The 25,534-nt window shown below is 67.2% G+C and carries 27 protein-coding genes, 1 tRNA gene and 1 pseudogene; 16 read left to right on the plus strand and 13 right to left on the minus strand.

The window, feature by feature from the left end:
• The first annotated feature begins 56 nt into the window (after positions 1-56).
• A complete protein-coding gene (gene rlmD, locus QZ500_RS00055) occupies positions 57-1,571 on the plus strand; it encodes a 23S rRNA (uracil(1939)-C(5))-methyltransferase RlmD (RefSeq protein WP_295849361.1) in 1,515 nt (504 codons plus the stop codon).
• A gap of 34 nt (positions 1,572-1,605) precedes the next feature.
• Here rlmD and QZ500_RS00060 read toward each other — a convergent pair whose 3' ends face one another.
• On the minus strand, positions 1,606-1,986 hold the full coding sequence (locus tag QZ500_RS00060; protein ID WP_295849364.1) for a hypothetical protein: 381 nt from the start codon (positions 1,984-1,986) through the stop codon (positions 1,606-1,608).
• Positions 1,987-2,096: 110 nt separating this feature from the next.
• Positions 2,097-2,804 (minus strand): Bax inhibitor-1 family protein, encoded by a 708-nt coding sequence (locus QZ500_RS00065; RefSeq protein WP_295849365.1) that lies wholly within the window; start codon positions 2,802-2,804, stop codon positions 2,097-2,099.
• 195 nt (positions 2,805-2,999) lie between these two features.
• On the opposite strand from QZ500_RS00065, the gene QZ500_RS00070 reads away from it, so the two are divergent.
• Complete coding sequence (locus QZ500_RS00070; RefSeq protein WP_295849370.1) at positions 3,000-3,407, plus strand: heme-binding protein; 408 nt, start codon at positions 3,000-3,002, stop codon at positions 3,405-3,407.
• A gap of 138 nt (positions 3,408-3,545) precedes the next feature.
• On the opposite strand, the gene QZ500_RS00075 is transcribed toward QZ500_RS00070, so the two are convergent.
• The 6 genes from QZ500_RS00075 to QZ500_RS00100 all read right to left on the minus strand — a co-directional run bounded on the left by QZ500_RS00075 (position 3,546) and on the right by QZ500_RS00100 (position 6,621).
• Positions 3,546-3,767, minus strand: a complete 222-nt coding sequence (locus tag QZ500_RS00075; RefSeq protein ID WP_295849371.1) for a hemin uptake protein HemP — start codon at positions 3,765-3,767, stop codon at positions 3,546-3,548.
• A gap of 116 nt (positions 3,768-3,883) precedes the next feature.
• Positions 3,884-4,297 carry a biopolymer transporter ExbD gene (locus QZ500_RS00080; RefSeq protein WP_295849373.1) on the minus strand — a complete coding sequence of 138 codons (414 nt, stop codon included), beginning with the start codon at positions 4,295-4,297 and terminating at the stop codon, positions 3,884-3,886.
• A gap of 2 nt (positions 4,298-4,299) precedes the next feature.
• On the minus strand, positions 4,300-5,016 hold the full coding sequence (locus QZ500_RS00085; RefSeq protein WP_295849375.1) for a MotA/TolQ/ExbB proton channel family protein: 717 nt from the start codon (positions 5,014-5,016) through the stop codon (positions 4,300-4,302).
• Between the two features lie 17 nt (positions 5,017-5,033).
• Positions 5,034-5,744 (minus strand): TonB family protein, encoded by a 711-nt coding sequence (locus tag QZ500_RS00090; protein ID WP_295849377.1) that lies wholly within the window; start codon positions 5,742-5,744, stop codon positions 5,034-5,036.
• 87 nt (positions 5,745-5,831) lie between these two features.
• The gene (locus tag QZ500_RS00095) at positions 5,832-6,104 is read right to left on the minus strand and encodes a (2Fe-2S)-binding protein (RefSeq protein ID WP_295849379.1); all 273 of its coding nucleotides are present in this window, start codon (positions 6,102-6,104) and stop codon (positions 5,832-5,834) included.
• A gap of 181 nt (positions 6,105-6,285) precedes the next feature.
• Complete coding sequence (locus QZ500_RS00100) at positions 6,286-6,621, minus strand: SWIB/MDM2 domain-containing protein (protein WP_295849380.1); 336 nt, start codon at positions 6,619-6,621, stop codon at positions 6,286-6,288.
• Positions 6,622-7,015: 394 nt separating this feature from the next.
• Between QZ500_RS00100 and aceA the strand changes: the two genes are divergently transcribed.
• From aceA to QZ500_RS00155, 11 genes are all read left to right on the plus strand, one after another.
• Complete coding sequence (gene aceA / locus QZ500_RS00105; protein ID WP_295849382.1) at positions 7,016-8,335, plus strand: isocitrate lyase; 1,320 nt, start codon at positions 7,016-7,018, stop codon at positions 8,333-8,335.
• A gap of 213 nt (positions 8,336-8,548) precedes the next feature.
• Positions 8,549-10,456, plus strand: coding sequence for a threonine--tRNA ligase (gene thrS, locus QZ500_RS00110; protein ID WP_295849385.1), 1,908 nt, complete (start codon positions 8,549-8,551; stop codon positions 10,454-10,456).
• A 73-nt stretch (positions 10,457-10,529) separates the two neighbouring features.
• Positions 10,530-11,129 (plus strand): translation initiation factor IF-3, encoded by a 600-nt coding sequence (gene infC, locus QZ500_RS00115; protein ID WP_295849450.1) that lies wholly within the window; start codon positions 10,530-10,532, stop codon positions 11,127-11,129.
• Between the two features lie 162 nt (positions 11,130-11,291).
• Entirely contained in the window at positions 11,292-11,495 is a 204-nt protein-coding gene (gene rpmI / locus QZ500_RS00120; protein WP_008904041.1) for a 50S ribosomal protein L35, read from the plus strand.
• Between the two features lie 26 nt (positions 11,496-11,521).
• On the plus strand, positions 11,522-11,881 hold the full coding sequence (gene rplT / locus QZ500_RS00125; protein ID WP_295849397.1) for a 50S ribosomal protein L20: 360 nt from the start codon (positions 11,522-11,524) through the stop codon (positions 11,879-11,881).
• A 106-nt stretch (positions 11,882-11,987) separates the two neighbouring features.
• A complete protein-coding gene (gene pheS, locus QZ500_RS00130) occupies positions 11,988-13,040 on the plus strand; it encodes a phenylalanine--tRNA ligase subunit alpha (RefSeq protein WP_295849400.1) in 1,053 nt (350 codons plus the stop codon).
• A gap of 36 nt (positions 13,041-13,076) precedes the next feature.
• Positions 13,077-15,518: a phenylalanine--tRNA ligase subunit beta gene (pheT, locus tag QZ500_RS00135; RefSeq protein ID WP_295849405.1), complete on the plus strand. Its 2,442-nt coding sequence runs from the start codon at positions 13,077-13,079 to the stop codon at positions 15,516-15,518.
• Positions 15,519-15,539: 21 nt separating this feature from the next.
• Positions 15,540-15,863, plus strand: coding sequence for an integration host factor subunit alpha (locus QZ500_RS00140; RefSeq protein ID WP_295849407.1), 324 nt, complete (start codon positions 15,540-15,542; stop codon positions 15,861-15,863).
• Between the two features lie 135 nt (positions 15,864-15,998).
• Positions 15,999-16,445 carry a MerR family transcriptional regulator gene (locus tag QZ500_RS00145; protein ID WP_295849412.1) on the plus strand — a complete coding sequence of 149 codons (447 nt, stop codon included), beginning with the start codon at positions 15,999-16,001 and terminating at the stop codon, positions 16,443-16,445.
• Between the two features lie 29 nt (positions 16,446-16,474).
• Positions 16,475-16,551 (plus strand) — tRNA-Pro (locus tag QZ500_RS00150).
• A 370-nt stretch (positions 16,552-16,921) separates the two neighbouring features.
• Positions 16,922-17,362: a BLUF domain-containing protein gene (locus QZ500_RS00155; RefSeq protein WP_295849416.1), complete on the plus strand. Its 441-nt coding sequence runs from the start codon at positions 16,922-16,924 to the stop codon at positions 17,360-17,362.
• 106 nt (positions 17,363-17,468) lie between these two features.
• On the opposite strand, the pseudogene QZ500_RS00160 reads toward QZ500_RS00155, so the two are convergent.
• Positions 17,469-17,930: pseudogene (locus tag QZ500_RS00160) on the minus strand (DUF892 family protein); the annotation flags it as partial.
• A gap of 309 nt (positions 17,931-18,239) precedes the next feature.
• Here QZ500_RS00160 and QZ500_RS00165 point away from each other — a divergent pair.
• Positions 18,240-18,809: a DUF2325 domain-containing protein gene (locus tag QZ500_RS00165; protein WP_295849419.1), complete on the plus strand. Its 570-nt coding sequence runs from the start codon at positions 18,240-18,242 to the stop codon at positions 18,807-18,809.
• A gap of 17 nt (positions 18,810-18,826) precedes the next feature.
• Here QZ500_RS00165 and QZ500_RS00170 read toward each other — a convergent pair whose 3' ends face one another.
• Positions 18,827-19,318, minus strand: coding sequence for a dihydrofolate reductase (locus QZ500_RS00170; protein ID WP_295849424.1), 492 nt, complete (start codon positions 19,316-19,318; stop codon positions 18,827-18,829).
• Complete coding sequence (locus tag QZ500_RS00175) at positions 19,315-20,160, minus strand: thymidylate synthase (RefSeq protein ID WP_295849426.1); 846 nt, start codon at positions 20,158-20,160, stop codon at positions 19,315-19,317. The genes QZ500_RS00170 and QZ500_RS00175 overlap by 4 nt, the downstream gene beginning before the upstream one ends.
• A 61-nt stretch (positions 20,161-20,221) precedes the next feature.
• On the opposite strand from QZ500_RS00175, the gene QZ500_RS00180 reads away from it, so the two are divergent.
• Positions 20,222-22,594, plus strand: a complete 2,373-nt coding sequence (locus QZ500_RS00180; RefSeq protein WP_295849428.1) for a DEAD/DEAH box helicase — start codon at positions 20,222-20,224, stop codon at positions 22,592-22,594.
• Positions 22,595-22,607: 13 nt separating this feature from the next.
• On the opposite strand, the gene QZ500_RS00185 is transcribed toward QZ500_RS00180, so the two are convergent.
• The gene (locus tag QZ500_RS00185) at positions 22,608-24,035 is read right to left on the minus strand and encodes an FAD-binding oxidoreductase (protein WP_295849430.1); all 1,428 of its coding nucleotides are present in this window, start codon (positions 24,033-24,035) and stop codon (positions 22,608-22,610) included.
• Between the two features lie 84 nt (positions 24,036-24,119).
• Between QZ500_RS00185 and QZ500_RS00190 the strand changes: the two genes are divergently transcribed.
• Complete coding sequence (locus tag QZ500_RS00190) at positions 24,120-25,058, plus strand: LysR family transcriptional regulator (protein WP_295849432.1); 939 nt, start codon at positions 24,120-24,122, stop codon at positions 25,056-25,058.
• A 12-nt stretch (positions 25,059-25,070) separates the two neighbouring features.
• Here QZ500_RS00190 and QZ500_RS00195 read toward each other — a convergent pair whose 3' ends face one another.
• A complete protein-coding gene (locus QZ500_RS00195) occupies positions 25,071-25,517 on the minus strand; it encodes a DUF2069 domain-containing protein (RefSeq protein WP_295849434.1) in 447 nt (148 codons plus the stop codon).
• Between the last annotated feature and the right edge of the window lie 17 nt (positions 25,518-25,534).

The raw sequence follows: 25,534 nt of genomic DNA on the forward strand, positions 1-25,534 counted from the left end.
CGGACGGCTGCCGAGCGGCGCAGGGGAGGCGGATGCACGGCTGAGACAATAGGCCCATGACCGTCCCCACCGACCCATCCCCACACGCCGCCGACCGTGCGGCGACGGCCGTTCCCGCCGATCCGCTGTTCCCCGATGCGCTGCGCGTCGATTCGCTCGACCTGGAAGCCCAGGGCGTCGCCCGCCGCGCCGACGGCAAGGTCGTCTTCATCGAAGGTGCGCTCCCGACCGAGGTGGTCAGCGTCCAAGTCGGCCGACGCAAGAACAACTGGGAGCAGGCGACGCTCACCGCGATCCACCGCGAATCGTCGCAGCGGGTGCGCCCCGGCTGCCCGCATTTCGGCCTGCACGCCGGGGCCTGCGGCGGCTGCAAAATGCAGCACCTGCACGTCGGCGCGCAGGTGGCGGCCAAGCAGCGGGTGCTGGAAGACAACCTCTGGCACCTCGGCAAGACCCGCCCCGGCACCGTGATGCGGCCGATCGAGGGCCCGGCCTGGGGCTACCGCTACCGCGCACGTTTTGCGGTGCGCTACGTGCAGAAGAAGGGCACGGTGCTGGTCGGCTTCCACGAGCGCAAGAGCCGCTACATCGCCGATATGCAGGTCTGCCCGGTGCTGCCGCCGCACGTCGACCGCATGCTGATGCCGCTGCGCGCCCTGATCGGCTCGCTGGAGGCACGCGAGACCTGTCCGCAGATCGAGCTCGCCTGCGGCGACGAGGTGACCGCGCTGGTGCTGCGCCACCTGGAGCCGCTGTCGGAGGCCGACCGCGCCCGCATCGCCGCCTTCGGTGCCGAGCACGGCGTGCAGTGGTGGCTGCAGCCGAAGGGGCCCGACACGGTGCACCTGCTCGATCCGGCGGACGGGCCGACGCTGTCGTATGCGCTGCCCGAGTTCGGCATCGAGATGCCGTTCAAGCCGACCGATTTCACCCAGGTCAATCCGCACATCAACCGCGTGCTGGTGTCGCGGGCGGTGCGCCTGCTGGACGTGCAACCGGACGAACGGGTGATCGACTGGTTCTGCGGACTCGGTAATTTCACGCTGCCGCTGGCGACCCGCGCCCGCGAGGTCCGCGGCATCGAGGGCTGCGAGGCGCTGGTTGCGCGTTCGCGGGAAAATTATGCGAAGAATCGGGCTTCTGCGCCCGCAGGACGGGCGCTATGTGCTACGGATTTTGTAGCGCGCAACCTGTTCGAGATGACGCCGACGCTGCTGATGCAGGACGGCGTGGCCCAGAAATGGCTGGTCGATCCGCCGCGCGACGGTGCATTCGCGCTGGTCAAGGCGCTGGCCGATCTGCACCAACAGCGGATCGGCGCCGTACCGACCGTGGAAACTGAAGGGGAGGAGGCGGCTCCAGCCGCTACCCGCGTCGATCCTGCAGCGCTGGCGGCCTGGACGCCGCCCCGCCGGATCGTCTATGTGAGCTGCAACCCGGCGACCCTGGCGCGCGATGCCGGGCTGCTGGTGCACCAGGCGGGCTACCGCTGCACGTCGGCGGGCGCGGTCAACATGTTCCCGCATACCGCGCACGTCGAGAGCATCGCGGTGTTCGACTACCTCGGCTGAAAAAACAGTTCGGATCGGCGCGGCCCGCCCGCCGTCAGAGCGGCGCGACCTTGCGGGGTTTGCTGCCGGCCGCGTTCAGCACCTTTTCGGTCGCGCGGTCGAGGCTGGCATCGACCTCCACCGTCGCGGCCGCCGGCTGCGCACCCGGCGCGAGCGTGGCGGGTGCGCCCGCGATCTTGTTCTCGCGCATGTACTGGTCCATGTCCTTCCAGCCGGTGAACACTGCGGCCTTGGCCGCCTTGGGATTGAGGGTGTAGCAGTCCTCGATCCCGCGCTGGGCATGCCGGCAGGCGCCACCGATCGCCTTCGAATCGGCCTCCCGCTGGGCGATCTTCGGATCGGGCCAGACGCCCGGGATTTCGCAGCCGGTCAGCAGGAGGACGAGGAAAGGCAGGACGAGGATGCGCGGCGACATGGGCGTGTCCGGAGGGGTTTTCGTTCATTATCGGCAGCCGTACCGGGAACTGGAGCCGCCCAAAAAGAAAGGGCCCGCAGGCCCTTTCGTCGTGGATGGGACTGCGGGCGTCAGTCGCGCTCGCCGCCCATGATGCCCAGCACGGCGAGCAGGCTCTGGAACACGTTGAAGAGGTCCAGGTACAGCGCCAGGGTGGCGCTGATGTAGTTGGTCTCGCCGCCGTCGATGATCTGCTTCAGGTCGTACAGCATGTAGGCACTGAAGATGCCGATCGCCGCGACCGAGATCGCCAGCATGCCGGCGGTGGAACCGACGAACACGTTCACGACCGAGCCGACCAGCAGCACCAGCACGCCGACGAACAGCCATTTGCCCATGCCGGACAGGTCGCGCTTGATCACGGTCGCCAGGCTCGCCATCACGAAGAACACGCCGGCCGTCCCGGCGAAGGCGGTCATCACCAGCTGGGCACCGTTGCTGAAACCCAGCACCATCGCGATCAGCCGCGACAGCATCAGTCCCATGAAGAAAGTGAACGCCAGCAGCACCGGCACGCCGGCGGCGGAGTCCTTGGTCTTGTGGATCGCGAACATGAAGCCGAACGCGCCGGCCAGGAAGACGATCATGCCCAGGCCGCCGCTGAGCGCCCGGGTGATACCGGTCTCGACGCCGATCCAGGCGCCCAGCACGGTCGGCAGCAGGCTGAGTGCCAGCAGCCAGTAGGTGTTGCGCATCACGCGCTGTCGTTGGTCCCGGACGGCATCCCAGCCGGCGCCCGCGCTGCGATCCAGGGTTTGCGTCTGCAAGTGGTTGTCCATATGGTCCTCGTAGTCCCGCGAAATGCGGGTGTCGTCAAAATTCTAAGTGGGGCTTTGCCGAGGGCCCGCAACAATGACCCTCGCAGGCAGTTCCTACTTTTTGTAAGGGCACTCGTGTGCTGCGCAGCGGCTGGACCCGCCCAGCGGCCGGTATGCTCGCCCGCTTCCGATCGCTCTTCTTTTTCTGATTCCGACATGCAACACAAGTTCTTCCTCGAACTCGCCGACCTGAAGGCCATCGCGGCAGCGGCCGAAGCCGAAGCCCTGCGCAATCATTGGGCCGTCACGATCTCCATCGTCGACGACGGCGGGCATCTGCTCTGGCTGCAGCGCATGGACGGCGCGCCGCCGATCTCCGCGCACATCGGGCCGGCAAAGGCCCATACCGCGGCACTGGGCCGTCGCGAAACGAAGGTCTACGAAGACATCATCAACGGTGGTCGCACGGCCTTCCTGAGCGCACCGGACGTTCAGGGCCTGCTCGAAGGCGGCGTGCCGATCGTGAAGGACGGTCAGGTGATCGGCGCCGTGGGCGTCAGCGGTGTGAAGTCGAGCGAGGACGTGCAGATCGCCAAGGCCGGCATCGCCGCGCTGGGTCTTTGACGGACGGCCGGCCCCTCGCTCTCGCAAAAGCAGCCCTCGGGCGGCTTTTGTTTGGGGTGCGGCGATATGCGGGCCACCACGGGCCCAAGTCCGCGTGCAACGGAGCCCGTCACATACATGGCGGGCGCGTCGTACGCGTTATTTGGTAAGGATCAACTTACCCAGGCGGGTCGCTTGCAGCCGATAGACGGCGCCGTTGTGCCGGATCTCGACCGTCTTGTGCCCGCGCAGCAGCGCATCGCTGTCGACCAGCGGCGCGTCTGCCACGGCACGGCTGGAAGCCGCATCGGCATCGCGGAGAAGGGCCGGGTGCAACGACAGCGGCGAGAGCGAAGCGGTATGGGTGTACAGAGCGGTCATGAGGATCTCCTTCAGTGAGTCGCGCGTTAAACGATAAGCATTATCAAATGGGTGCCTGACAGTGCCGCAAGCTTTTTGGATCCGCCGGCGACCTGATGCCGGCGGATGCGCCCCCGTCAGGGGTTCTTGGGCTCAGTGATGAAGCCGATCTTCTTGATGCCTGCCTGCTGGGCCGCGGCCATGGCCTGCGCGACGCGTTCGTAGCGCACATCCTTGTCGCCGCGGAGGTGCAGTTCCGGCTGCGGGTTCTTGCCGGCCTCGGCACTCAGGCGCGCCAGCAGGTCGCCATCCGCGATCCGGTTCTCGTTCCAGTAGTAGCCGCCGTCCGCCGCCACGCTGACGCGGATAGTCTCGGGCTTCACGTCTTCTGGCTGGTTGGTCGCACGCGGCAGGTCGATGTTGACCGCATGCTTCATGACCGGCACCGTGATGATGAAGATGATGAGGAGCACCAGCATGACGTCGACCAGCGGCGTCATGTTGATCTCGTTCATCACCTCGTCGGTGTCGTCCTGGGTACCGAAGGCCATGCTCAGGCCCCTTTCTTGAGCGGCAGCACCGACGATTGGCCGGCCGTGCTGACCCGTGCGCCGGTGACGAAGTAGGCATGCAGGTCGTGCGCGAAGCTGTTGAGCTTGTTGAGCACCGACTTGTTGCCGCGCACCAGCGCGTTGTAGCCCAGCACCGCGGGAATCGCCACCGCCAGGCCCAGCGCGGTCATGATCAGCGCCTCGCCGATCGGACCGGCCACCTTGTCGATGGTGGCCTGGCCGGCGGTGCCGATGCTCATCAGCGCATGGTAGATACCCCAGACCGTGCCGAACAGGCCGATGAACGGCGCGGTCGACCCGACCGATGCCAGCACCGCCAGGCCCGACTGCATGCGCGCCGTCACCTCGTCGATGCCGTTGCGCAGCGTGCGGGTGATCCAGTCGCTCACGTCGAGGCTGTCGTGCAGGTGTGCCTTGGTGTTGCGATGGTGCGCGGTCGCTTCCCGACCTTCCAGGGCGAGCTGGCGGAACGGGTTGGCGGCGTCCGAGCCGAGCTTCGTCAGGCCGGCCGCGAAGTCCTCGCTGTGCCAGAAGTCGTCCGCGGCGCGGGCGAAGGCCTTGTGGCGCACGATGTCCAGCGCCTTCATGATGATGACCATCCACGAGGCCAGGGACATCGCCAGCAGCAGTACGGCGACACCGCGGATGACGAAGTCACCCTGGGTCCAGACATTGGCAAGGCCGAATTGGGAATCCATACGAGAAGCTCCAGAAATTATTCGAGGACAAAGTTGATCGGGACGGCGAACCACATCGTCTCGGGCACGCCGTTGCGCTTGCCGGGCGTGTAGCGCCATTTCATGACGGTATCGGTCGCTGCCTTGTCGAGCCGTTCGAAGCCGCTGGAGGTGCGGACTTCGGCGCGCTGGGGCAGGCCGTCGGCACCGATCAGGACCCGGATGATGACCTTTCCCTGTTCGCCCAGCCGTTTGCTGATCGGGGGGTAGGCCGGTTTTGGGTTCTGCAGGTAGTCGGCATCGCTCGACGGAAGGTCGATCTTCGGTGGGGCGGGTGGCGCCGGGGGAGCGGGCGGCGGTGCGTCCGGCACCGCCGGGGCGGCGATCGGCGGGGCTGGCGGCTGGGGCGCGGTGACGCCCACAGGCGCTGACGGCGCCGGCGTGGGATCGGCCACCGCCACGGGACGTGGCGCGGGCGCCGGCGTCGGTGCCCGGGGGCGCGGTGCGGGGGCCGATGGAGGCGGCTTCGGTGCGGGCGGCGGAGGCGGCGCGGGCGGGATCTGGGGAGCCGCAGGCGTGATGATCTCGCTGATCATCTCCGCAGGCACGACGATCTCGACCACCCGCTGGACCAGTCCGGACTGGATCGCCCACAGCACTGCCACATGGAACAGCACCACGCCGCCTGCGATGGCGGCATTGCGGCTGATGCGGGGCGGAGGTGCGGGGCGGGAATAGGTTGCGGTCATGGGGTTTCAGGCGCTGGCGGCCCGAGACCCCCTGCGCACGGCAGTACTACTTGCGGAAGATCCACCAAGTCGATGCCACGACCAGGATCAGACCGGCAGCGAGCGATGCGAGGAATTCCACGCCGTGCTCTCCAGGATCGACGGGGCCAGCTGGACCACCTGCGCACCAGGCGCGCACTGGATGGCCGCCATCGGATGCGATGCGCTGCACTGGGCGACGACCTCGCGCGCGCAGCTTTCGCACTGGCCGCACTGGGTCGCCACGCCCAACTCGAACTGGATGTCGTCGAAGTCCATGCCCGCGCGGACATGGCGGGCGATTTCCCGGTCGGATACGCGATGGCAAACACAGACGATCATGGCAGCGAAAGTGGTGGCGGGCTATGGAAGAGATAGTGAGTATAAATAAGAATCCATCGCATTCCAAACTGCCTCGACCCTTTCTGCTTCGGGGATATCGGGGCTCAAGCGTTGGCCATCGCAACCACTCGGGCAAAAAAAAGCCACCTCATCAGGGTGGCTTCGGCGGAGCGCGAAGACGTCAGCTGACGTGCTTGCCGATCAGCGCGGCCAGTTCGAACATCGAGACCTGGTCCTTGTCGAAGATCGCCTTCAGCTTGGCATCTGCATTGATGTTGCGCTTGTTGGCCTTGTCCTGAAGGTCGTGCTGCTTGATGTACGTCCACAGCTTGCTCACGATCTCGGTACGGGGCAGCGGCGTGCTGCCCACCACGGCGGCAAGGGCAGGGCTCGGCGTTAAGGCCTTCATGAACGCCGGGTTCGGCGTGCGCTTGGCGGCCGGAGCCTTCTTCGCCGCAGCCTTGTCGGAGGCGGCCTTCGCCGGTGCTTTTGCCGGCGCTTTCTTTGCAGTTGCCATGGTCGGGAAATCCTTGTGGAGTTGGTCTTGCACCAGCGAGAAGGCGGGTCCGCACTGGCTGACCGGATGCTAAAGGAGAAAAAACCGCTTTCCAAGCGCCGCTACAACTTTCGGCACCGCGAAGTCTCGCGGAATGGGGAACCCGCAAATTTTTGAAATGAGAGAAAGAATTTCGCCATACAAAATTCTGGATTGTTGCGCCGCCGCATAATTTCTCAATACGGGAAAATTGATTTCGCCCAATGATATTGCAGCGACAACCCGTTGTTTTTGATAAAGAAATTTTTTGTCTTATATAAGACATAGGACTTCATTTTGTCTTTTATAAGACCTAAAGTAAGCCCACGAACAGCGATTGCTGCACACCATTCTTCAACCCCCGGAGCACATCACCATGCCGCAGACCATCACCGAACAGCTGAGCCGCGAACAACAGATTTCTGCCCTCGAGAAGGAGTGGGCCACCGATCCGCGCTGGAAGGGCATCAAGCGCGGTTACTCCGCCGCTGACGTGGTCCGCCTGCGCGGTTCATTTCCGATCGAGCACACGGTTGCACGCCGCGGCGCCGAGAAACTGTGGGATCTGGTGAACAACGAGCCCTACGTGAACTGCCTCGGTGCACTCACCGGCGGTCAGGCCATGCAGCAGGTCAAGGCGGGCATCAAGGCCATCTATCTGTCCGGATGGCAGGTCGCCGCCGACAACAACAGCTACGCCGCGATGTATCCGGACCAATCGCTGTACCCGGTGGACTCCGTGCCGACGGTGGTCGAGCGCATCAACAACACCTTCCGCCGCGCCGACGAGATCCAGTGGTCCAAGGGCGCGAACCCCGGCGACGCCGGCTACGTCGACTACTTTGCACCGATCGTGGCGGACGCCGAAGCAGGTTTCGGCGGTGTGCTGAACGCGTTCGAACTGATGAAGGCGATGATCCGCGCCGGCGCCGGCGGCGTCCACTTCGAGGACCAGCTGGCATCGGTCAAGAAGTGCGGCCACATGGGCGGCAAGGTCCTGGTGCCGACGCAGGAAGCGGTGCAGAAGTTGATCGCGGCCCGTATGGCGGCGGACGTCTGCGGCACGCCTACCCTTGTGATCGCCCGCACCGATGCCGAAGCCGCGGACCTGATCACCAGTGATTACGACGAGAACGACAAGCCGTTCCTCACCGGCGAGCGCACCGCCGAAGGCTTCTACAAGACCCGCAAGGGGATCGACCAAGCCATTTCCCGCGCGATCGCCTATGCGCACTACGCCGATCTGGTCTGGTGCGAGACCGGCACGCCGGACCTGGCCTTCGCCAAGAAGTTTGCCGATGCCGTGCACAAGGTGCATCCCGGCAAGATGCTTGCCTACAACTGCTCGCCGTCCTTCAACTGGAAGAAGAACCTGGACGACGCCACCATTGCCAAGTTCCAGCGCGAACTGGGTGCGATGGGCTACAAGTACCAGTTCATCACGCTCGCCGGCATCCACTCGATGTGGTTCAACATGTTCGATCTGGCGCAGGACTATGTGGCGCGCGGCATGTCCGCCTATGTCGAGAAGGTGCAGGAGCCGGAATTCGCCGCCCGTGGCCGCGGCTACACCTTCGTGTCGCACCAGCAGGAAGTGGGTACCGGATACTTCGACGAGGTGACGACGGTGATCCAGGGCGGCCAGTCCAGCGTGACGGCCCTGACCGGCTCGACCGAGGAAGAGCAGTTCCACTGATCTTCGGAAAGCATGGACGGGGCCGGATGCTAAAATCCGCGCCCCATCCACCGGCAAGAGCGAGAAAGGCGAACCGGTTATGACACCGCGAACTCCGTCGGAGACCCCGACCGGCCGTTAGGCCGATATGTTCGCGCCTGCCCGGACCTTGGTTGCCGGATCACCAAAAGCGCGGACCTCCGCGCTTTTTTGTTGTCTGCTCGCTCACATCCCATGATCCAGATCACCCTTCCCGACAATTCGCAGCGCCAGTATCCCGGTCCGGTCACGGTGGCCGAGGTGGCCCAGTCCATCGGGCCCGGCTTGGCCAAGATGACCGTCGCCGGCAAGATCGACGGGCGGCTGGTGGATGCCAGCGACGTGATCAACCACGACGCGCGGCTGCAGATCATCACGCCGCGCGACGAGGAGGGGGTGGAGATCATCCGCCACTCCTGCGCCCACTTGGTCGGACATGCGGTCAAGCAGCTCTACCCGACTGCCAAGATGGTGATCGGGCCGGTGATCGAGGAAGGCTTCTACTACGACATTTCCTATGAGCGCCCGTTCACGCCCGAAGACATGGAGGCGATCGAGCAGCGCATGCGGGAACTGATCGCGCAGGACTACGACGTCGTGAAGAAGATGACGCCGCGGGCGGAGGTCATCGAGGTGTTCCGCAGTCGGGGCGAAGACTACAAGCTGCGCCTGATCGAAGACATGCCGGACGAGACGGCCATGGGCCTGTACTACCACCAGGAATACGTCGACATGTGCCGCGGGCCGCACGTGCCGAACACACGTTTCCTCAAGGTGTTCAAGCTGACCCGTGTCTCCGGCGCGTACTGGCGTGGCGACGCGAAGAACGAGCAGCTGCAGCGGATCTACGGCACCGCGTGGGCCGACAAGAAGGACCTCGAGGCATACATCCGGCGCATCGAAGAAGCCGAAAAGCGCGACCACCGGCGGCTCGGGCGCGAGCTGGACCTGTTCCACATCGACGATGTGGCGCCGGGCGTCGTGTTCTGGCATCCCAAGGGCTGGTCGGTCTGGCAGCAGGTCGAGCAATACATGCGGCAGGTCTACCGCGATACCGGCTACCAGGAAGTCAAAGGTCCGCAAATCCTCGACAAAGGCCTGTGGGAGAAGACCGGCCACTGGCAGAACTACCGGGACAACATGTTCACGACCGAGTCGGAAAAGCGCGAGTACGCGCTCAAGCCGATGAACTGTCCGGGCCATGTGCTGATCTTCAAAAGCGACCTGCGCAGCTACCGCGACCTGCCGCTGCGCTACGGCGAGTTCGGGCAGTGCCACCGCAACGAACCAAGCGGCGGCCTGCACGGGATCATGCGGGTGCGCGGTTTCACGCAGGACGATGGGCATGCGTTCGTGACCGAGGATCAGATCCTCGACGAGGTGGTGGCCTTCACCGCCAAGCTGCAGGCCGTCTACCAGGACTTCGGCTTCACCGACGTGCTTTACAAGCTGGCGACCCGGCCGGAGAACCGTGTGGGTTCGGACGCGCTGTGGGACAAGGCGGAGCACGCCTGCATGGAGGCGCTGCGTCGGTCCGGTGTGGACTTCGTGATCGCACCGGGCGATGGTGCGTTCTACGGACCGAAGATCGAATACACCTTGCGCGACGCTATTGGACGGCACTGGCAGTGCGGCACCATCCAGGTGGACTTCAACACCGCCGAGCGTCTGGGCGCCGAGTACGTCACGGAAACCAGCGGCCGCGCGCACCCGGTCATGCTGCACCGGGCCATCGTCGGGAGCCTGGAGCGTTTCATCGGCATGCTGATCGAGCACCATGCCGGCGCCATGCCGGTCTGGCTGGCGCCGGTCCAGGTCTCGGTGCTCAACATCACCGACGGTCAGGCGGACTACGCCCGCGATGTTGTCAGAACGCTGCAGAATCAAGGGCTTAGGGTGCAGTTGGATTTACGCAACGAAAAGATCACGTATAAAATACGGGAGCATTCGTTGCAGAAGCTGCCCTACATCCTCGTCGTGGGCGACAAGGAAAAGGCGGCTGGTGCCGTAGCGGTGCGTGCCCGGGGCAACAAGGACCTCGGCGTAATGTCCCTCGACGACTTCGCCCAGAAGGTCGCCGCGGATATTGCCCTCAAGAGTTGATCATTCCCGATTTGGCTGTTGACGCACGTGCTGTCTGCGCTTAGTGCTACGCTTTTCGTAGCAAATTTCGAGGATTAAAGCCATCGCTACTGAATTCCGTGACCGTCGCCACCGCGAGGAACGCAAGCACCGTTTGAACCGCGAGATCATGGCGCCCGAAGTCCGCCTGTCCGGACCCGAGAACGAGCCGCTCGGCATCGTGAGCCTGTCGGACGCCTTGCGCATGGCGGGCGAACTGGATGTCGACCTGGTCGAGATCGCCGCGACGGCCAATCCGCCGGTGTGCCGGCTGATGGACTACGGCAAGTTCAAGTACCAGGAACAGAAGCGGGCGGCCGAGGCGAAGGCCAAGCAGACGGTCATCGAGATCAAGGAAATCAAGTTCCGTCCCGGTACCGACGACGGCGACTACAACATCAAGATGCGCAACATCCGGCGTTTTCTTGAGGATGGCGACAAGTGCAAGATCACCCTGCGGTTCCGCGGACGGGAGATCACGCACCAGGAAATCGGTATCGCCCTGCTGAACCGCATCCGTGCGGATCTGGGCGACACGATCCAGGTTGAGCAGTTTCCGAAGCTCGAAGGGCGCCAGATGATCATGATGATCGCGCCGAGCCGCAAGAAGCCCGCGCCGGCACAGAAGCCGGCAGCGGAATCCAGCCCGGCCTGAAGCCGGGGGAACGAAAAGGATTCGTCCGGGGCAACCCGGGCGAGGGTGACGGAGCGATCCGGCACTGCGCGGCGTGTGAGCGCCGCATGAAAAGTGTCTCGGGGCCTGCAAGTACGTGAAAAGTTCGCGTCGCCTCACGAGCACAAACAAAGGAGCATTCACATGCCCAAAATGAAGACCAAGAGCAGCGCGAAGAAGCGCTTCCGTGTTCGTCCCGGTGGCACCGTCAAGCGCGGTCAAGCCTTCAAGCGTCACATCCTGACCAAGAAGACCACCAAGAACAAGCGCCATCTGCGTGGTGCGGTTGCTGTGCACGAGACCAACATGGGCTCGATTTCACAGATGCTGCCCGGCATGGGCGTTTAATTTACTGACGAACAAGGAGTACTTACATGCCTCGCGTCAAACGTGGTGTTACGGCCCGTGCCCGTCACAAGAAAGTCCTAGCCCTCGCCAAGGGGTTCCGCGGCCGCCGCGGTAACGTCTTCCGCATCGCCAAGCAGGCGGTGATGAAGGCCGGCCAGTACGCCTACCGCGACCGCCGGACCAAGAAGCGTGTGTTCCGCCAGCTGTGGATCGCCCGTATCAACGCCGCATCGCGTGAACTGGGCCTGACCTACAGCCAGTTCACCAACGGCCTGAAGAAGGCCGCCATCGAGATCGACCGCAAGATGCTGGCCGACCTCGCCGTGCATGACAAGGCGGGTTTCGCCAGCATCGTGGAACAGGTCAAGGCCAAGCTGGCTGCTTGATGTTCGACGGCGGGTTGCTATCGTTTCGATAGCTGCCTGCGCAACTGAGACAAGGGCTAGGGCTGCAAAAGGCACTAGCCCTTTTCCATTTTCACGAAAAGATCCCATGAACGAGTTGGAAGCCCTGGTCGCCGACGCCCATGCCGGTTTCGCCGCCGCCGCCACGCCTGCCGATCTGGAGAACGCCAAGGCGCTGTACCTCGGCAAGTCCGGCCGCATCACGGAACTGATGAAGGGCATGGCGAGCCTACCGGTGGAGGAGAAGAAGGCGCGCGGCGCGGTCATCAACACCGCGAAGCAGGCGATCGAGGCGGCCCTGACGGCGCGGCGCCAGGCGCTGGCCGATGCCGAGCTCGACCGCCAGCTCGAGGCCGAAGCGCTCGACGTGTCGCTGCCCGGCCGCAGCACGGGCGCCGGCGGGCTGCACCCGGTGTCGCTGACGCTGGAGCGGATCGAGGGCATCTTCGGCTCGATGGGTTTCGCCGTGGCCGACGGCCCGGAGATCGAAACCGACTGGTTCAATTTCACCGCGCTCAACACGCCAGAAGACCATCCGGCGCGGTCGATGCACGACACCTTCTACGTCGAAGGCGGCACCGAGGCCGCGCCGCTGCTGCTGCGCACCCACACCAGCCCGATGCAGATCCGCCATGCGGTGCAGCACGTGAAGCGCTACCGGCACCTGCTCGATGCGGGCCAGCCGATGCCGGAGATCCGGGTGATCGCGCCGGGCAGGACCTACCGCGTGGACAGCGACGCGACCCACTCGCCGATGTTCCACCAGTGCGAAGGCCTGTGGATCGGCGAGAACGTCAGCTTCAAGGACCTGAAGGTGGTCTTCACCGCGTTCTGCCGCACCTTTTTCGAGAGCGACGATCTGGTGCTGCGGTTCCGCCCGAGCTTTTTCCCGTTCACCGAGCCGAGCGCCGAAGTGGACATCCAGTTCCAGAGCGGTCCGAACGCCGGCCGCTGGCTGGAAGTGGCCGGATCCGGCCAGGTGCACCCGAACGTGGTGCGCAACATGGGGCTCGACCCCGAGCGCTACATCGGCTTCGCGTTCGGCATGGGTCCGGACCGCCTGACGATGCTGCGCTACGGCGTGAACGACCTGCGTCTGTTCTTCGACGGCGACCTGCGTTTCCTGCGGCAGTTCCAGTAATCGACGCATCCCGGACCCGAGCGAAAGAATCCTTCCATGCAATTTCCCGAATCCTGGCTGCGCGAATTCTGCAATCCGCCGATCGGCACGCAGGCGCTGGCCGACACCCTGACCATGGCCGGCCTGGAGGTCGAAGACCTGCAGCCGGTTGCGCCTCCGTTTCACGGCATCATGGTGGGCCGCATCATCGACACGGTGCAGCATCCCAACGCGGACCGGCTCCGCGTCTGCCAGGTGGACGTGGGCCAGTCAGCTCCGCTGTCCATCGTCTGCGGTGCGCCGAACGCCCGCCCGGGCATCAAGGTGCCCTGCGCGACCGTCGGTGCCGAGCTGCCGCCGGCCGAGGAGGGCGGCGCACCGTTCCGCATCAAGATCGGCAAGCTGCGCGGCGTCGAGAGTTTCGGCATGCTCTGCTCGGCCCGCGAGCTCAAGCTGAGCGAGGCGCACGAGGGGCTGCTCGAACTGGCCGACGATGCGCCGGTCGGCGCCGACATCCGCGAATGGCTGCGGCTCGACGACACGCTGTTCACCCTCAAGCTCACGCCGAACCTAGCGCACTGCCTGAGCATCTACGGCGTGGCGCGCGAAGTCGCGGCACTCTCCGGTGCGCCGCTGCGCCCGCTGGACGTGCCGGCCGTGCCGGTCGAGGCAACGCAGCGGGTACCGGTGCAGGTCAGTGCGCCCGACCTGTGCGGTCGCTTTTCCGGCCGTGTGGTGAAGGGGGTGAATCCGCGCGCCACGACGCCCGCCTGGATGGTCGAGCGGCTCGAGCGCTGCGGACAGCGCAGCGTCTCGCCGCTGGTGGATATCTCGAACTACGTGATGTTCGAATGCGGGCAGCCGTCGCACATCTTCGATCTCGGCAAGATCCGCGGCGCGCTCGACGTGCGCTGGGCCCGTGCGGGCGAGTCGCTGAAGCTGCTGAACGGCACGACGGTCGCGCTCGACGACAAGGTGGGCGTGATCGCGGACGAGGCACAGGTCGAGTCGCTCGCCGGCATCATGGGCGGCGATGCCACGGCGGTATCGGACGACACGGCGGACATCTACATCGAAGCCGCCTTCTGGTATCCGCGGGCAGTAGCCGGCCGTTCGCGGCGCTTCAACTTCTCCACCGATGCCGGGCACCGTTTCGAGCGCGGCGTCGATCCGGCGCGGACCGTCGAGACGATCGAGCGCATCACGGCCCTGGTGCAGCAGATCTGCGGCGGCACCGCCGGTCCGGTGAACGACCTGCAGCCCTGCATGCCGGCCGCGCAACCGGTCACCCTGCGGGCGGCCCGCGCGTCCAAGGTCATCGGCATGCCGCTGACGGTGGAGCGGTGCGCCGAGGTGCTGGCATCGCTGGGCCTTCCGGTGACGGTGGCCGGCGACACCGTGACGGTGCAGCCCCCGTCCTGGCGCTTCGACCTGACGATCGAGGAAGACCTGATCGAGGAGATCGCCCGGATGGTCGGCTACGAACAGCTGCCGACCACGCCGCCGCTGGCCCCGATCACGCCGCGTTTGCGGGCGGAGGACCGACGCGGACCGTTCGACGCGCGGCGCGCCCTGGCGGCACGCGGCTACCAAGAAACCATCAACTTCAGCTTCGTCGAGGAACGCTGGGAACGCGAACTGGCGGGCAATGCCGACCCGATCCGGCTGCTGAACCCGATCGCCAGCCAGATGAGCGTGATGCGGTCGTCGTTGCTCGGCTCGCTGCTGCAGGTGCTGCGCTTCAACCTCGACCGGCGGCAGTCGCGCGTCCGGGTGTTCGAGCTGGGCCGCGTGTTCCTGCGTGATGCGGCCGCCGCGCACAGCGACACCACCGTGGCCGGATTCGACCAGCCGATGCGCATCGCCGGTGCAGCGGTCGGCGCGGCATCACCCCTGCAGTGGGGGAGGGCCGATGCGCCGGTCGATTTCTTCGACGTGAAGGGCGATGTCGAGGCGCTGCTGGCGCCGCGTGCCGCCACCTTCGTCGCCGCGACCCATCCGGCGCTGCACCCCGGCCGCTGTGCGCAGGTGCTGGTGGACGACCGCGTTATCGGCTTCGTTGGCGAGCTGCACCCCCGCTGGCGGCAGGCCTGGGGCTTCGCCCAGCAGGCGCCGGTGCTGTTCGAGCTGGACCTCGACGCCGTGCTGGCCCGCCCGGTGCCGAAACCCACGGCGGTGGATCGTCAGCAGGATGTCGAGCGCGATCTGGCGGTGGTAGTGGCCGAAGCGGTGACCCACGCGCAGGTGCAGGACGCGATCCGCGCCGCGGTGCCGGCCGGCCTGCTACGCGAAGCGGTTCTGTTCGACATCTACCGGCCCAAGCCGGGCAAGGACGGCGCGCTGCCGGCGGGCGGCTGGGCACCGGGCGAAAAGAGCCTTGCCCTGCGGCTGACGCTCAACGGCGGCGATGCGGCCCTGACGGACGAGCAGATCGACGGCGCGGTGCAGGCCGTTCTGGCGCAACTGTCCGAACGCCTGGGCGCACGCCTGCGGGCCTGACGGAGCGCACCGACCATGGACATGCCGACCCACGATGATCTGTCCGTCCAGACGCTGGAAATGCCGGCGCTGACGAAGGCGCAGCTGGCCGAACTGCTGTTCGACCAGATCGGACTGAACAAGCGCGAATCGAAGGACATGGTCGATGCGTTTTTCGACCTGATCAGCACCCGCCTGATCCAGGGCGACGACGTGAAGCTGTCGGGCTTCGGCAACTTCCAGATCCGCACCAAGGCGGCACGGCCGGGCCGCAATCCCCGGACCGGCGAGCTGATCCCGATCGAGGCGCGTCGCGTGGTGACTTTTCACGCCAGCCACAAGCTAAAAGAGCAGATACAGGGCTGAAAAACTGACCCATGGTCGCGGAGGCCGGTTTTGATCTGTTTCCGCGTGGCCCGTATCGGACACGGGCGCCTTCCCTGGATCGAGTGCATGCGCTAACCTTCCGGGTTCCGCTTTTTCCAGAGTCACTGCAGCGTCATGGGCCTTCCGCTTCCTTCCATTCCGGCCAAACGCTATTTCACGATCGGCGAGGTGGCGGAACTGTGCGACGTGAAGCCGCATGTGCTGCGCTACTGGGAACAGGAATTCACGCAACTGCGGCCGATGAAGCGGCGCGGCAACCGCCGTTATTACCAGCACCACGAGGTGCTGATGATCCGCCGCATCCGCGACCTGCTGTACGAACAGGGTTTCACGATCAGCGGTGCGCGGAACAAGCTGCAGGAGTGGATCCAGGAAGGGCGCAGCGGCCGGGCCGGGGTGGTGCCGGGATCCCTGAATCCGGACCATGAAGCGGCAGATGGAGATGTCGATACGGTGGAAGACGGTGCTTCCGATCGCCCTTCGATCGCGCTGCAGGATTCGGCCGATGCGTCGACCTTGCACCGCGAACTTCTCGAAATTCGTGCCCTGCTGACGATCTGAGGTACAGGCACGGTATACTCGCAGGCTCTCGGCGTGTAGCGCAGCCTGGTAGCGCACTTGCATGGGGTGCAAGGGGTCGCGAGTTCGAATCCCGCCACGCCGACCAACGATTCACGAATCAGATGAACGGGTTACGACCACAAGTCGTAGCCCGTTTTTCTTTGTGGGAGCGTAATACGGTGTGCTGTAGTACCTCTGCCTCGTGCGTATTCGAGAGTGAGTGAGACGGTTACGGCAGATGCCGCTCTTTCCCGAGCCAAGTCGACGGAGTGCGCTGCAAGGCAAGACGCCCCTTCATATCCGCTTGGTAAAGAGGGCAAACACGGTCATCTCCGACCTGCGAAAACGCGTTGACGGAGGAGATGCGCAGCTTTGGATGCGCTGAGGACCATCTTCCGGAGTATCGAGCCCGACGACTCGGCCCATGCCGCCCGATGGCACATCCGACAGACCAACCATGAGGGTCGCCGCACACCATGACCACTGCCGTTTCTGCACCAACCCTGGTCCGCTGCCTCTATGTGAGCCGGCGGGTCGACGAGGCGACCGACCCTCGGCACATCGACGAGATCCTCCAGGCCTCCCGGGCGCGCAATGCGCATTGCGACATCACCGGCGGCCTGATCTACACCGGCGAATTCTTTTTCCAGGTCCTCGAAGGACCCGCCGCGGCCACGGCCCAGGTGATGCAGTCGATCAATGCGGACCGGCGGCATAGCCACGTCACTCCGCTGATCTTCGAGACGACGAAGGAACGCCGCTTCGACCGATGGGCGATGGGCTACGCGGACCTGCCGTCGGCAGTCGCCCTCATCGAGCCGCTGTTCAAGGCGCCGGACGACGAGCATGCCCACCATGCGATGGCCGTGCTGCTGCATGCGCTGCAGCAAGGTGTCGCGCAACGCCACGCCTTCTGACCGGCGGGCGTCGTTCAGCCCTCGCCGTCGCGGCGGTGTGCGCCGCAGCAGGCCCTTCCGGGCCCTGCCTCCAGGCCGTCTGCGCCCGGCTGTTCGCGCCGCCGACCTCGGCCAGCAGGCTCAGCTTTTCGTCGGTGGACTTCTCCTCGTCCAGGGTGGCCTGCAACAGCTTCACGGCATCGCCGTATCCCAGCTGCCGTCCCAGGGCGACCAGCGTGCCGTAGCTGGCGATCTCGTAATGCTCGACCTTCTGGGCCGCGGCGATCAGCGCGGCGTCCAGGATCGGGCCTTTCTCGATTTCCTCGATCACCTCGGCGGCTTCCTCGACCAGGCCTTCCATCGCGGCGCACTTCATCCGCCTCAGCTTGAGGCCGGTGGCTTCCACCACGCCGTCGATGCGTTCGACCTGCCCCTGGGTTTCCTCCAGATGGGCGGTGAAAGCAGCCTGCAGGTCCGGCGAGGCGGCGTTGCGGGCCATGCGGGGCAGGGCCTTGACCAGCTGCTTTTCCGCGCTCGCGGTGTCCGACAGCAAGTGGACGAAAAGGTCTTCGAGTGTTCTGCGTGCCATGAGGGCTCCTGTGCTGAAAGGCCGGACGATGCGGGCAGCGGGATGTGGATGGGTTAAAAGCAGTTACTGACCTGAGGCGATAAAAGTTGATTTAAATCAATGCCTTGCGAGCGCCGAAAAATCGGATTCGCATGTTCGGAGCGCAGTGTCATTAGCTTTGGGTACGTGCGAAAAACTCTTCGGGCTCCCGACCTACGTAGGGCAAGACCGCACACCGCATCCGGGATGCACTGATTTGAGAATGATTCTTAAATAAGATGCGCTGTTCGCTGCGCGCCTCGGCTGCGGCATCTTTGTCGGAGCACGTTCATGCCATACATCGCCCCTGTCGCCTCCACCGCACTCGAGCCGTCGCTCGACCATGAACATGCGGTGCTGGTGTCTGCCTACGCCCGTGCACAGGCCCGCTGCACCGAGTTGATCGCGCAGCAGGCGACGCACATCGAACAGCTCCAGGCGACCGTGATGCGGCTGCGCGCCGAGGTGATGCTGCGCGACACCCGGCTGGACGCACTGCGCGGTTCCGGCGCGCGCCCGTCCGGCACGCCGCCTTCGTTGCCGCGCACCTCGGTGCGGCGGCGCGCGGTGTTGTGCGTGGGCGAGGACACGGCGGCCGCGACCGCGGCGCAGCGGGCGATCGAAGGTGCGGGCGGACACTTCCTGCACCAGAACGGCCAGGATGCGGCGGCGCTGGAGGACAGCCTGGTCGCCGCCGACCTGGTCATCTGCCAGACCGGCTGCCTGAGCCACGGCGCCTACTGGCGCGTGCAGGACCACTGCCGTCGGACCGGCAAGGCCTGCGTGCTCGTCGATCAGCCGGCCGCGATCCGGATCGTGCGCGGTGCGGCGCTGGCGGACGCGGTCCCGCAGCAGGGATGACGGACAGTCTTCCCGCCTCAGCGACGGCGCAGATAGCGCACGAAATCGAAGGGCAGCCCCGACGCAGCGACGTGCGAGGTGCGCGAGGACTCGACCCAGCGGGAGGGATCGAGCACCGGCGCCTGGGCGTCGCCGTCGAAGTCGCGGCAGATTTCCGTCACGTCGGCGCTGTCCGCGAGCGGCTCGGCCTCGGCGTAGATCTGCGCGCCGCCGATGATCCAGACATCCGGCGAGTGCTCGCAAAACGATAGCGCCTCGCGCAGGCTGGATGCGCGCTCGGCCCCGATTTCCGCCCAATCCGGCTGCCGGGTGACGACGATGTTGCGCCGGCCGGGCAGGGGCCGGAACCGCGGCGGCAGCGAGTCCCAGGTGCGCCGGCCCATCACGACCGGTGCGCCCTGGGTCAGCGAGCGAAAGTGCGCCAAGTCTTCGGGCAGGTGCCAGGGGATCGTGTTGTCGCGGCCGATGACGCCGTTGGCGGCACGCGCGAAGATCAGGCGGACGTTCATACCGCGACGGCGCCCTTGATCGCCGGATGGCTCTGGTAGTCGCGCACCTCGATGTCCTCGTAGGCGTAGTCGAAGAGGGTCGGCGGGCGGCGGCGGAAATGCAGCGTGGGGTAGGGGAAGGGCTCGCGGGTGAGCTGCAGCGCGACCTGATCGCGGTGGTTGCTGTAGATGTGGCAGTCGCCGCCGGTCCAGACGAAGTCGCCGACGTCGAGGTCGCACTGCTCGGCCACCATGTGGGTCAGCAGCGCATAGCTCGCGATGTTGAACGGCACGCCGAGGAAGATGTCGGCACTGCGCTGGTACAGCTGGCAGCTCAGCTTGCCGCGCTCGCCGGGCGCCTGCGGCGGCGCAACGTAGAACTGGAAGAACGCATGGCAGGGCATCAGCGCCATCTTGTCGAGGTCGGCGACGTTCCAGGCGCTGACGATGATGCGTCGCGAATCGGGGTTGCTGCGCAGCGTGTCGATCACCTGCTGCATCTGGTCGATGTGGCCGCCGTCGGGCGTCGGCCAGCTGCGCCACTGGACGCCGTAGACCGGGCCGAGGTCGCCGTCCGCGCGGGCCCACTCGTCCCAGATCGTCACGCCGCGCTCCTGCAGCCAGGTGTTGCTGCTGCTGCCGCTCAGGAACCAGAGCAGTTCCTGCACGATGGAGCGCAGGTGCACCTTCTTGGTGGTAACCAGCGGAAAGCCCTCGTGCAGATTGAAGCGCATCTGGTAGCCGAAGACGCTGGTCGTGCCGGTGCCGGTGCGGTCGCCCTTCTGCACGCCGTGTTCGAGGACATGGCGGACGAAATCCTCGTACTGGCGGCGGACGGGGCGGGGGGCGGCAGGTGCGGTCATGGCGGGCGGCGAGGTCGGCAGGAGGACCGGGGATTCTAGGAGCGCACCCGACAATCGCCCGATGCCCGACCCGCTCCCCTCGCCGCGCCTGCTGCTGCGCACCCTGACCCGCGGCGACGGCCTGCTCGGCATGGCGCCTTCGCCGCCCTTCGGCCCGCGGGCGGCGCCGGTGACGGTGGCCTGGGTCGACCGGTTGCCGCCGGACACGGACGCCGATGCGGCCCTCGCGCCGTGGGGGCTGCACCGCATCCCGCCCGACAGCCTGCAGTGGCGGGGCGATGGCGCTGCGGAGGCGGCCTTTGGCGGTCCGCCACCCGCGCTGTGGTCGCTGCCGCAGGAAGACGCATTCGGAGACTTCTGGGCCGACCAGGTGCCGGCATTGCGCGCGGGCGGATGGGCGGTGGTCGTCCAGCCGGGATTCGCCCACGAGAGCGTGCCGGTCGAGGCGTGGCGCCTGGTGGTGGCACCCGACACCGGCGAGGTGGTGGGCCGTGCGGTCGCCGGAGCGCATCGGCCGGCAGCCCCTGCCGCCGTGTCTGCGGGTGGCCTGTCGCTGCCGCGGCGCGAAGGATCGTGGCTGCTGACCCTCGGCATCGAGATCGACGGCGAGGCGCTCGACCTCGCGCCGCTCCTGGCCGACCTGCTGCGCCGCGATCCGCGCTGGCGCGATGCGGCGGCGCTGGCGGCGATCGACGACGCGGCCCGCATCCGCCTGCGGGCACCTGGCGGACGGCGCATCGACGCACCCGCCGCGCCGCTGAAGGCGATCGTCGGCGGGCTGCTGGACCTGCTGGCCGATCCGCGCCGGCGGGCCGGTCCGCTGCGGCTGTCGCATTGGGATGCCGACCGGCTGGAGCGGCTGCGGTCCGCGCTGGCGGCCAGCCAGGCCGGCCGCGCCGGGCCGTCGGGCGCCTGGGCGTTGCAGGGCGACGCCGGCCTGCAGGCGCTCGCCGCCCGGCTGCGCGACAGCGGGCCGCCGGCGCCGGTCGCCGCGCCGGCCGGGCTGGGTATCACGCTGCGGCCCTACCAGCAGGAAGGGCTGGCCTGGCTGCAGTACCTGCGGGCGCAGGGTCTCGGCGGCATCCTGGCCGACGACATGGGCCTGGGCAAGACGGCGCAGGCGCTGGCGCACCTGCTGGTCGAGCGCGATGCCGGCCGGGCCGACCGGCCGTCGCTGGTCGTCGTGCCGACCTCGCTCGTCTTCAACTGGCAGGCGGAAGCGGCCCGGGTGGCGCCGGCGCTGCGGGTGCTGGCGCTGCAGGGCGAGGACCGCCGGGCGGCCTGGCCGACGCTCGCAGACCACGACCTGGTGATCACCACCTATCCGCTCGCCTGGCGGGACCTCGACCACCTGCGGGCCCAGAGCTGGCACCTGCTGGTGCTGGACGAGGCGCAGATGGTGAAGAACGCCACCGGCCGTGCCGCACGGGCCCTGCGCCGGCTTCCGGCCCGTCACCGGCTCTGTTTGACCGGCACGCCGTTGGAGAACCACCTCGGCGAGCTGTGGGCGCAATTCGACTTCCTGATGCCCGGCTTCCTGGGCGACACCCGCAGCTTCCACCGGCTGTGGAAAAAGCCGATCGAGGTCGGCGGCGAGACCGCCCGCGCCGCGTTGCTCGCCGCGCGGGTGCGGCCGTTCATCCTGCGGCGCCGCAAGGACGACGTGGCGCCCGAGCTGCCGCCCCGCACCGAGATCGTCGAGCGGGTGCCACTGGTCGGGCGCCAGCGCGAGCTGTACGAGAGCGTACGGGTCGCGGCAGACGTGCAGGTGCGGCGGGTGCTGGAGAGAAGCGGTTTTGCCGGTGCGCAGATCGCGGTGCTCGATGCCCTCTTGAAGCTGCGCCAAGTCTGCTGCGACCCGCGGCTGCTGCGCGACACCGCCACCCCGCCGGACATGGAACACGCCAAGATCGACCGCCTCTGCGAGATGCTGCCGCCGATGGTCGAGGCCGGCCGGCGCGTACTGGTGTTCTCGCAGTTCACCGCGATGCTGGCGCTGGTCGGCGCGGCGCTCGATGCGCGGGGCCTGCGCTGGATCGCACTGACCGGCGCCACGCCGGCCGCGGACCGGGGTAACGTGGTGGCGCGCTTCCAGGCGGGCGAAGTGCCGCTCCTGCTGGCCAGCCTGAAGGCCGGCGGCACCGGGCTCAACCTGACCGCGGCCGACACGGTGATCCACCTCGACCCCTGGTGGAACCCGGCGGTGGAGGAACAGGCCACGGCCCGCGCCCACCGGATCGGCCAGACCCGGCCGGTATTCGTCTACCGGCTGATCGCCGAAGGCAGCATCGAGGAACGGATGCAGGTGCTGCAGGCCCGCAAGGCGGCGCTGGCCGACGGCGTGCTGGGCCGCGACACCGCGGGCGGTGCGCCGAAGTTCGGCGAGGCCGACCTCGCAGGATTGCTCGCGCCGCTGGACCTGCCGGGCGGCTAAGCGCCGACCCTCGTCAGGCCGCGAGCATGCGGCCCGGATTCATCAGGTTCTGCGGGTCCAGCGCCCGCTTGACCGCACGCATCATCTCCAGCGCCACCGGCGATTCGTACTGCGCCAGCGTGCACACCTTCAGGCCGCCGACGCCGTGCTCGGCCGAGAAGGAGCCGTCGAAGTCGGCGACCGAGCGGTAGACCAGTTCGTTGATCGCGTGCTCGTGGTCGCGCAGGAAAGCGCGGGTGTCGCCGCTCTCCGGCGCCTGCACGTTGTAGTGCAGGTTGCCGTCGCCCAGGTGGCCAAAATTAACCAGCCGGATGCCCGGGAACGCATCCTGCAGCAGGCGGTCGGTGGTCGCCACGAAGTCGGGGATGCGCGAGACCGGCACCGAGATGTCGTGCTTCACGTTCAGGCCTTCCTCGGCCTGGGCCAGCGGGATGTTCTCGCGGACGTGCCAGAGCTGGTGGGCCTGCGCCAGGTTTTCCGCAACGACCGCATCGGTGACGCAGCCGTCCTCGAACGCGGTTTCCAGCAGCCGCTCGAACTGGGCGCGAGCATGTTCTTCCGACTCGCTGTCGGAGTTCTCGAGCAGCACGCAGTAGGGCACGCCCTCGTCGCCCAGGAACGGCACCCGCAACTGCGGCATGTGCTTGCCGACCAGCGACAGCGCGAACTGGCCCATCACCTCGAAACCGGTGAGGCCGGCGCCCAGGTGCCGATGTGCGAGGCCGAGCAGCGTGACCGCGTGGCCGAGCGAGGGCACAGCCGCCCAGGCCGTGAGCCGCGCGGCGGGCTGCGGATAGAGCTTCATCGTCGCCGCGGTGATCACGCCGAGGGTGCCCTCGCTGCCGACGAACAGGTTGCGCAGGTCGTAGCCGGTGTTGTCCTTGCGCAGGCCGGTCAGGCCGTTCCAGACCTCGCCGCCGGCGGTGACCACCTCCAGGCCTAGGCACAGGTCGCGGGCATTGCCATAGCGCACCACCTGCGTGCCGCCGGCGTTGCTCGCAAGGTTGCCGCCGATCGTGCAGCTGCCCTCGGCTGCGAGGCTCAGCGGGAACAGGTAGCCGGCTTTTTCCGCGGCTTCCTGCAGCACCTGCAGTACGCAGCCGGCCTCGACCGTGACGGTCAGGTTGTCACCGTCGATCGCGCGAATCGCGTTCATGCGCGCGAGGCTCAGCACCACCTGCGTGCCCGAGGTGTCGGGCGTCGAGCCGGCGACCAGCCCGGTGTTGCCGCCCTGCGGCACCAGCGCCGTGCCGGCGGCCGCGCAGGCCTGGACCACTGCGGCGACCTCGTCGGTGCTGCCCGGCCGCACGACGGCGAGGGCGGTGCCTTTCACGCGGCGGCGCCAGTCCTGCTCCCAGGCGGTGAGGTCGGTGGCGGGATCGTCGTGCGTCAGCACGTTGGCGGCGCCGACGATGTCGGCGAGCTGGGCGAGAAGCGTCATGGGAAAGCCGTCCTGCAGAAGATGAACTGGGTGGGAGCTTAGCCCTGCTGCCGCTGCGGCACAATTTGAAGAATTCGCATGGTTATGCCGGTTTTTCCTCACAACGTCTCCCTGCGGCAGCTGCGCGCCTTCGTCGAGGTCGCGGACGGTGGTTCGTTCGCCGCGGCGTCCCGACGGCTGTTCATCACCCAGTCGGCGCTGTCGGAGTCGATCCGGCAGCTGGAGGCCGCAGTCGGCCTGCGGCTGGTCGACCGCACCACCCGCACCGCCGGCCTGACCGAGGCCGGTGCGCTGTTCCTGCTGGATGTGCGGCAGGCGCTCGACACGCTGGAGCAGGGCATGCGGCGGGTGGGCGACCTGGCGTCGCTGCGCGGCGGCGACGTGCGCATCGTCGCGGCGCCGTCGGTGCTGGCCGCTATCGTCATGCCCTGCCTGCCGGCGCTGCGGGCGGCCCATCCGGGCGTGCGGGTGTCGCTGCACGAAGAGGGCGGCGACGCGGTGGTGCGCTGGGTACGCGAGGGTGCCGCCGACTTCGGGGTGGGCGGCTGGCGCGACGATGCCAAGCCGCTGGAGGCCGAGCCGCTGCTCGAGGATGCGATGGGCCTGCTCGCGCTGCCCGACGAACCGCTGCTGCGCCGGCGGCGGCTGCTCGCGTCGCACCTCGCCGACCGGGCGATGGTCGGCTACACCACCGATACCGCGATCCATGCACTGCTCAGCGCGTCGGCCGAGGTACCCGCATCGGTGCGCGCACCGGCGCTGCGGGTGTCGAACACGGTGCTGCTGCAGCAGGCGATCGCCTCGGGGCTGGGCATGGCGGTGGTGCCGGCGCTGATCGCGCGCCATCCGGCCCTGCAGGCGCTCGGGTTCGCGCCGCTCGCGGCACCGCGCATCCTGCGGCGGGTGATGGTGTTCCGGCGTCCGCGACGGGCGCTGTCGCCGGCGGCGGAAGTGTTCCGCACGGCGATCCTGCGGCAGGCGGCGGCGCTGCGGGGGCTGCCGGGGTTCGGCGACGCGGCCTGAGCCGCGGCGGCCTCAGCGGCCTGCGGCGGCGGTGGGCGGGGTGGCCGCGGCCTCGTGCCGGGCCGAGCGCAGCCGCAGCCGCACATGCAGAGCGCAGGCGACGAAGAGCGCCAGGCACAGCACCACCTCGATCATCGCGAGCCAGTTGCCGGGCGGCCGGTCGCTCCAGGCCCGCACCACGCCTTCGGTGAAATACAGCCAGACCAGCAGGCTCACCCAGCGGTAGGTGTACATCCGGTGCTTGAGCAGCCCGGCCAGCGGCAGGCACAGCGGCAGCGCCTTCAGCGCCAGCCAGGAGCCACCGGGCCGGATCGGCGCCAGGACCAGTTCCCAGGCCAGGCACAGCACGATCAGGCCGAGCAGGCTGCCGACCGCGAGCCAGCGGGTGCGGCGCACCGCCAGCGACGGAAGGACGGGGGCGGCGGGACGGCCGGGCGTGGGGAGGGAAGGGGCGGCCATGGGGGCTGGCATCATAG

The organism is uncultured Xylophilus sp., assembly GCA_913776965.1.
Lineage (GTDB): Bacteria > Pseudomonadota > Gammaproteobacteria > Burkholderiales > Burkholderiaceae_C > Xylophilus.

Bases quoted from the DNA above. Each gene is read 5' to 3' on its own strand.
- rlmD (WP_295849361.1), top strand. From the start codon at position 57: ATGACCGTCCCCACCGACCCATCCCCACACGCCGCCGACCGTGCGGCG.
- QZ500_RS00060 (WP_295849364.1), bottom strand. From the start codon at position 1,986: ATGTCGCCGCGCATCCTCGTCCTGCCTTTCCTCGTCCTCCTGCTGACC.
- QZ500_RS00065 (WP_295849365.1), bottom strand. From the start codon at position 2,804: ATGGACAACCACTTGCAGACGCAAACCCTGGATCGCAGCGCGGGCGCC.
- QZ500_RS00070 (WP_295849370.1), top strand. From the start codon at position 3,000: ATGCAACACAAGTTCTTCCTCGAACTCGCCGACCTGAAGGCCATCGCG.
- QZ500_RS00075 (WP_295849371.1), bottom strand. From the start codon at position 3,767: ATGACCGCTCTGTACACCCATACCGCTTCGCTCTCGCCGCTGTCGTTG.
- QZ500_RS00080 (WP_295849373.1), bottom strand. From the start codon at position 4,297: ATGGCCTTCGGTACCCAGGACGACACCGACGAGGTGATGAACGAGATC.
- QZ500_RS00085 (WP_295849375.1), bottom strand. From the start codon at position 5,016: ATGGATTCCCAATTCGGCCTTGCCAATGTCTGGACCCAGGGTGACTTC.
- QZ500_RS00090 (WP_295849377.1), bottom strand. From the start codon at position 5,744: ATGACCGCAACCTATTCCCGCCCCGCACCTCCGCCCCGCATCAGCCGC.
- QZ500_RS00095 (WP_295849379.1), bottom strand. From the start codon at position 6,104: ATGATCGTCTGTGTTTGCCATCGCGTATCCGACCGGGAAATCGCCCGC.
- QZ500_RS00100 (WP_295849380.1), bottom strand. From the start codon at position 6,621: ATGGCAACTGCAAAGAAAGCGCCGGCAAAAGCACCGGCGAAGGCCGCC.
- aceA (WP_295849382.1), top strand. From the start codon at position 7,016: ATGCCGCAGACCATCACCGAACAGCTGAGCCGCGAACAACAGATTTCT.
- thrS (WP_295849385.1), top strand. From the start codon at position 8,549: ATGATCCAGATCACCCTTCCCGACAATTCGCAGCGCCAGTATCCCGGT.
- rpmI (WP_008904041.1), top strand. From the start codon at position 11,292: ATGCCCAAAATGAAGACCAAGAGCAGCGCGAAGAAGCGCTTCCGTGTT.
- rplT (WP_295849397.1), top strand. From the start codon at position 11,522: ATGCCTCGCGTCAAACGTGGTGTTACGGCCCGTGCCCGTCACAAGAAA.
- pheS (WP_295849400.1), top strand. From the start codon at position 11,988: ATGAACGAGTTGGAAGCCCTGGTCGCCGACGCCCATGCCGGTTTCGCC.
- pheT (WP_295849405.1), top strand. From the start codon at position 13,077: ATGCAATTTCCCGAATCCTGGCTGCGCGAATTCTGCAATCCGCCGATC.
- QZ500_RS00140 (WP_295849407.1), top strand. From the start codon at position 15,540: ATGCCGACCCACGATGATCTGTCCGTCCAGACGCTGGAAATGCCGGCG.
- QZ500_RS00145 (WP_295849412.1), top strand. From the start codon at position 15,999: ATGGGCCTTCCGCTTCCTTCCATTCCGGCCAAACGCTATTTCACGATC.
- QZ500_RS00155 (WP_295849416.1), top strand. From the start codon at position 16,922: ATGACCACTGCCGTTTCTGCACCAACCCTGGTCCGCTGCCTCTATGTG.
- QZ500_RS00165 (WP_295849419.1), top strand. From the start codon at position 18,240: ATGCCATACATCGCCCCTGTCGCCTCCACCGCACTCGAGCCGTCGCTC.
- QZ500_RS00170 (WP_295849424.1), bottom strand. From the start codon at position 19,318: ATGAACGTCCGCCTGATCTTCGCGCGTGCCGCCAACGGCGTCATCGGC.
- QZ500_RS00175 (WP_295849426.1), bottom strand. From the start codon at position 20,160: ATGACCGCACCTGCCGCCCCCCGCCCCGTCCGCCGCCAGTACGAGGAT.
- QZ500_RS00180 (WP_295849428.1), top strand. From the start codon at position 20,222: ATGCCCGACCCGCTCCCCTCGCCGCGCCTGCTGCTGCGCACCCTGACC.
- QZ500_RS00185 (WP_295849430.1), bottom strand. From the start codon at position 24,035: ATGACGCTTCTCGCCCAGCTCGCCGACATCGTCGGCGCCGCCAACGTG.
- QZ500_RS00190 (WP_295849432.1), top strand. From the start codon at position 24,120: ATGCCGGTTTTTCCTCACAACGTCTCCCTGCGGCAGCTGCGCGCCTTC.
- QZ500_RS00195 (WP_295849434.1), bottom strand. From the start codon at position 25,517: ATGGCCGCCCCTTCCCTCCCCACGCCCGGCCGTCCCGCCGCCCCCGTC.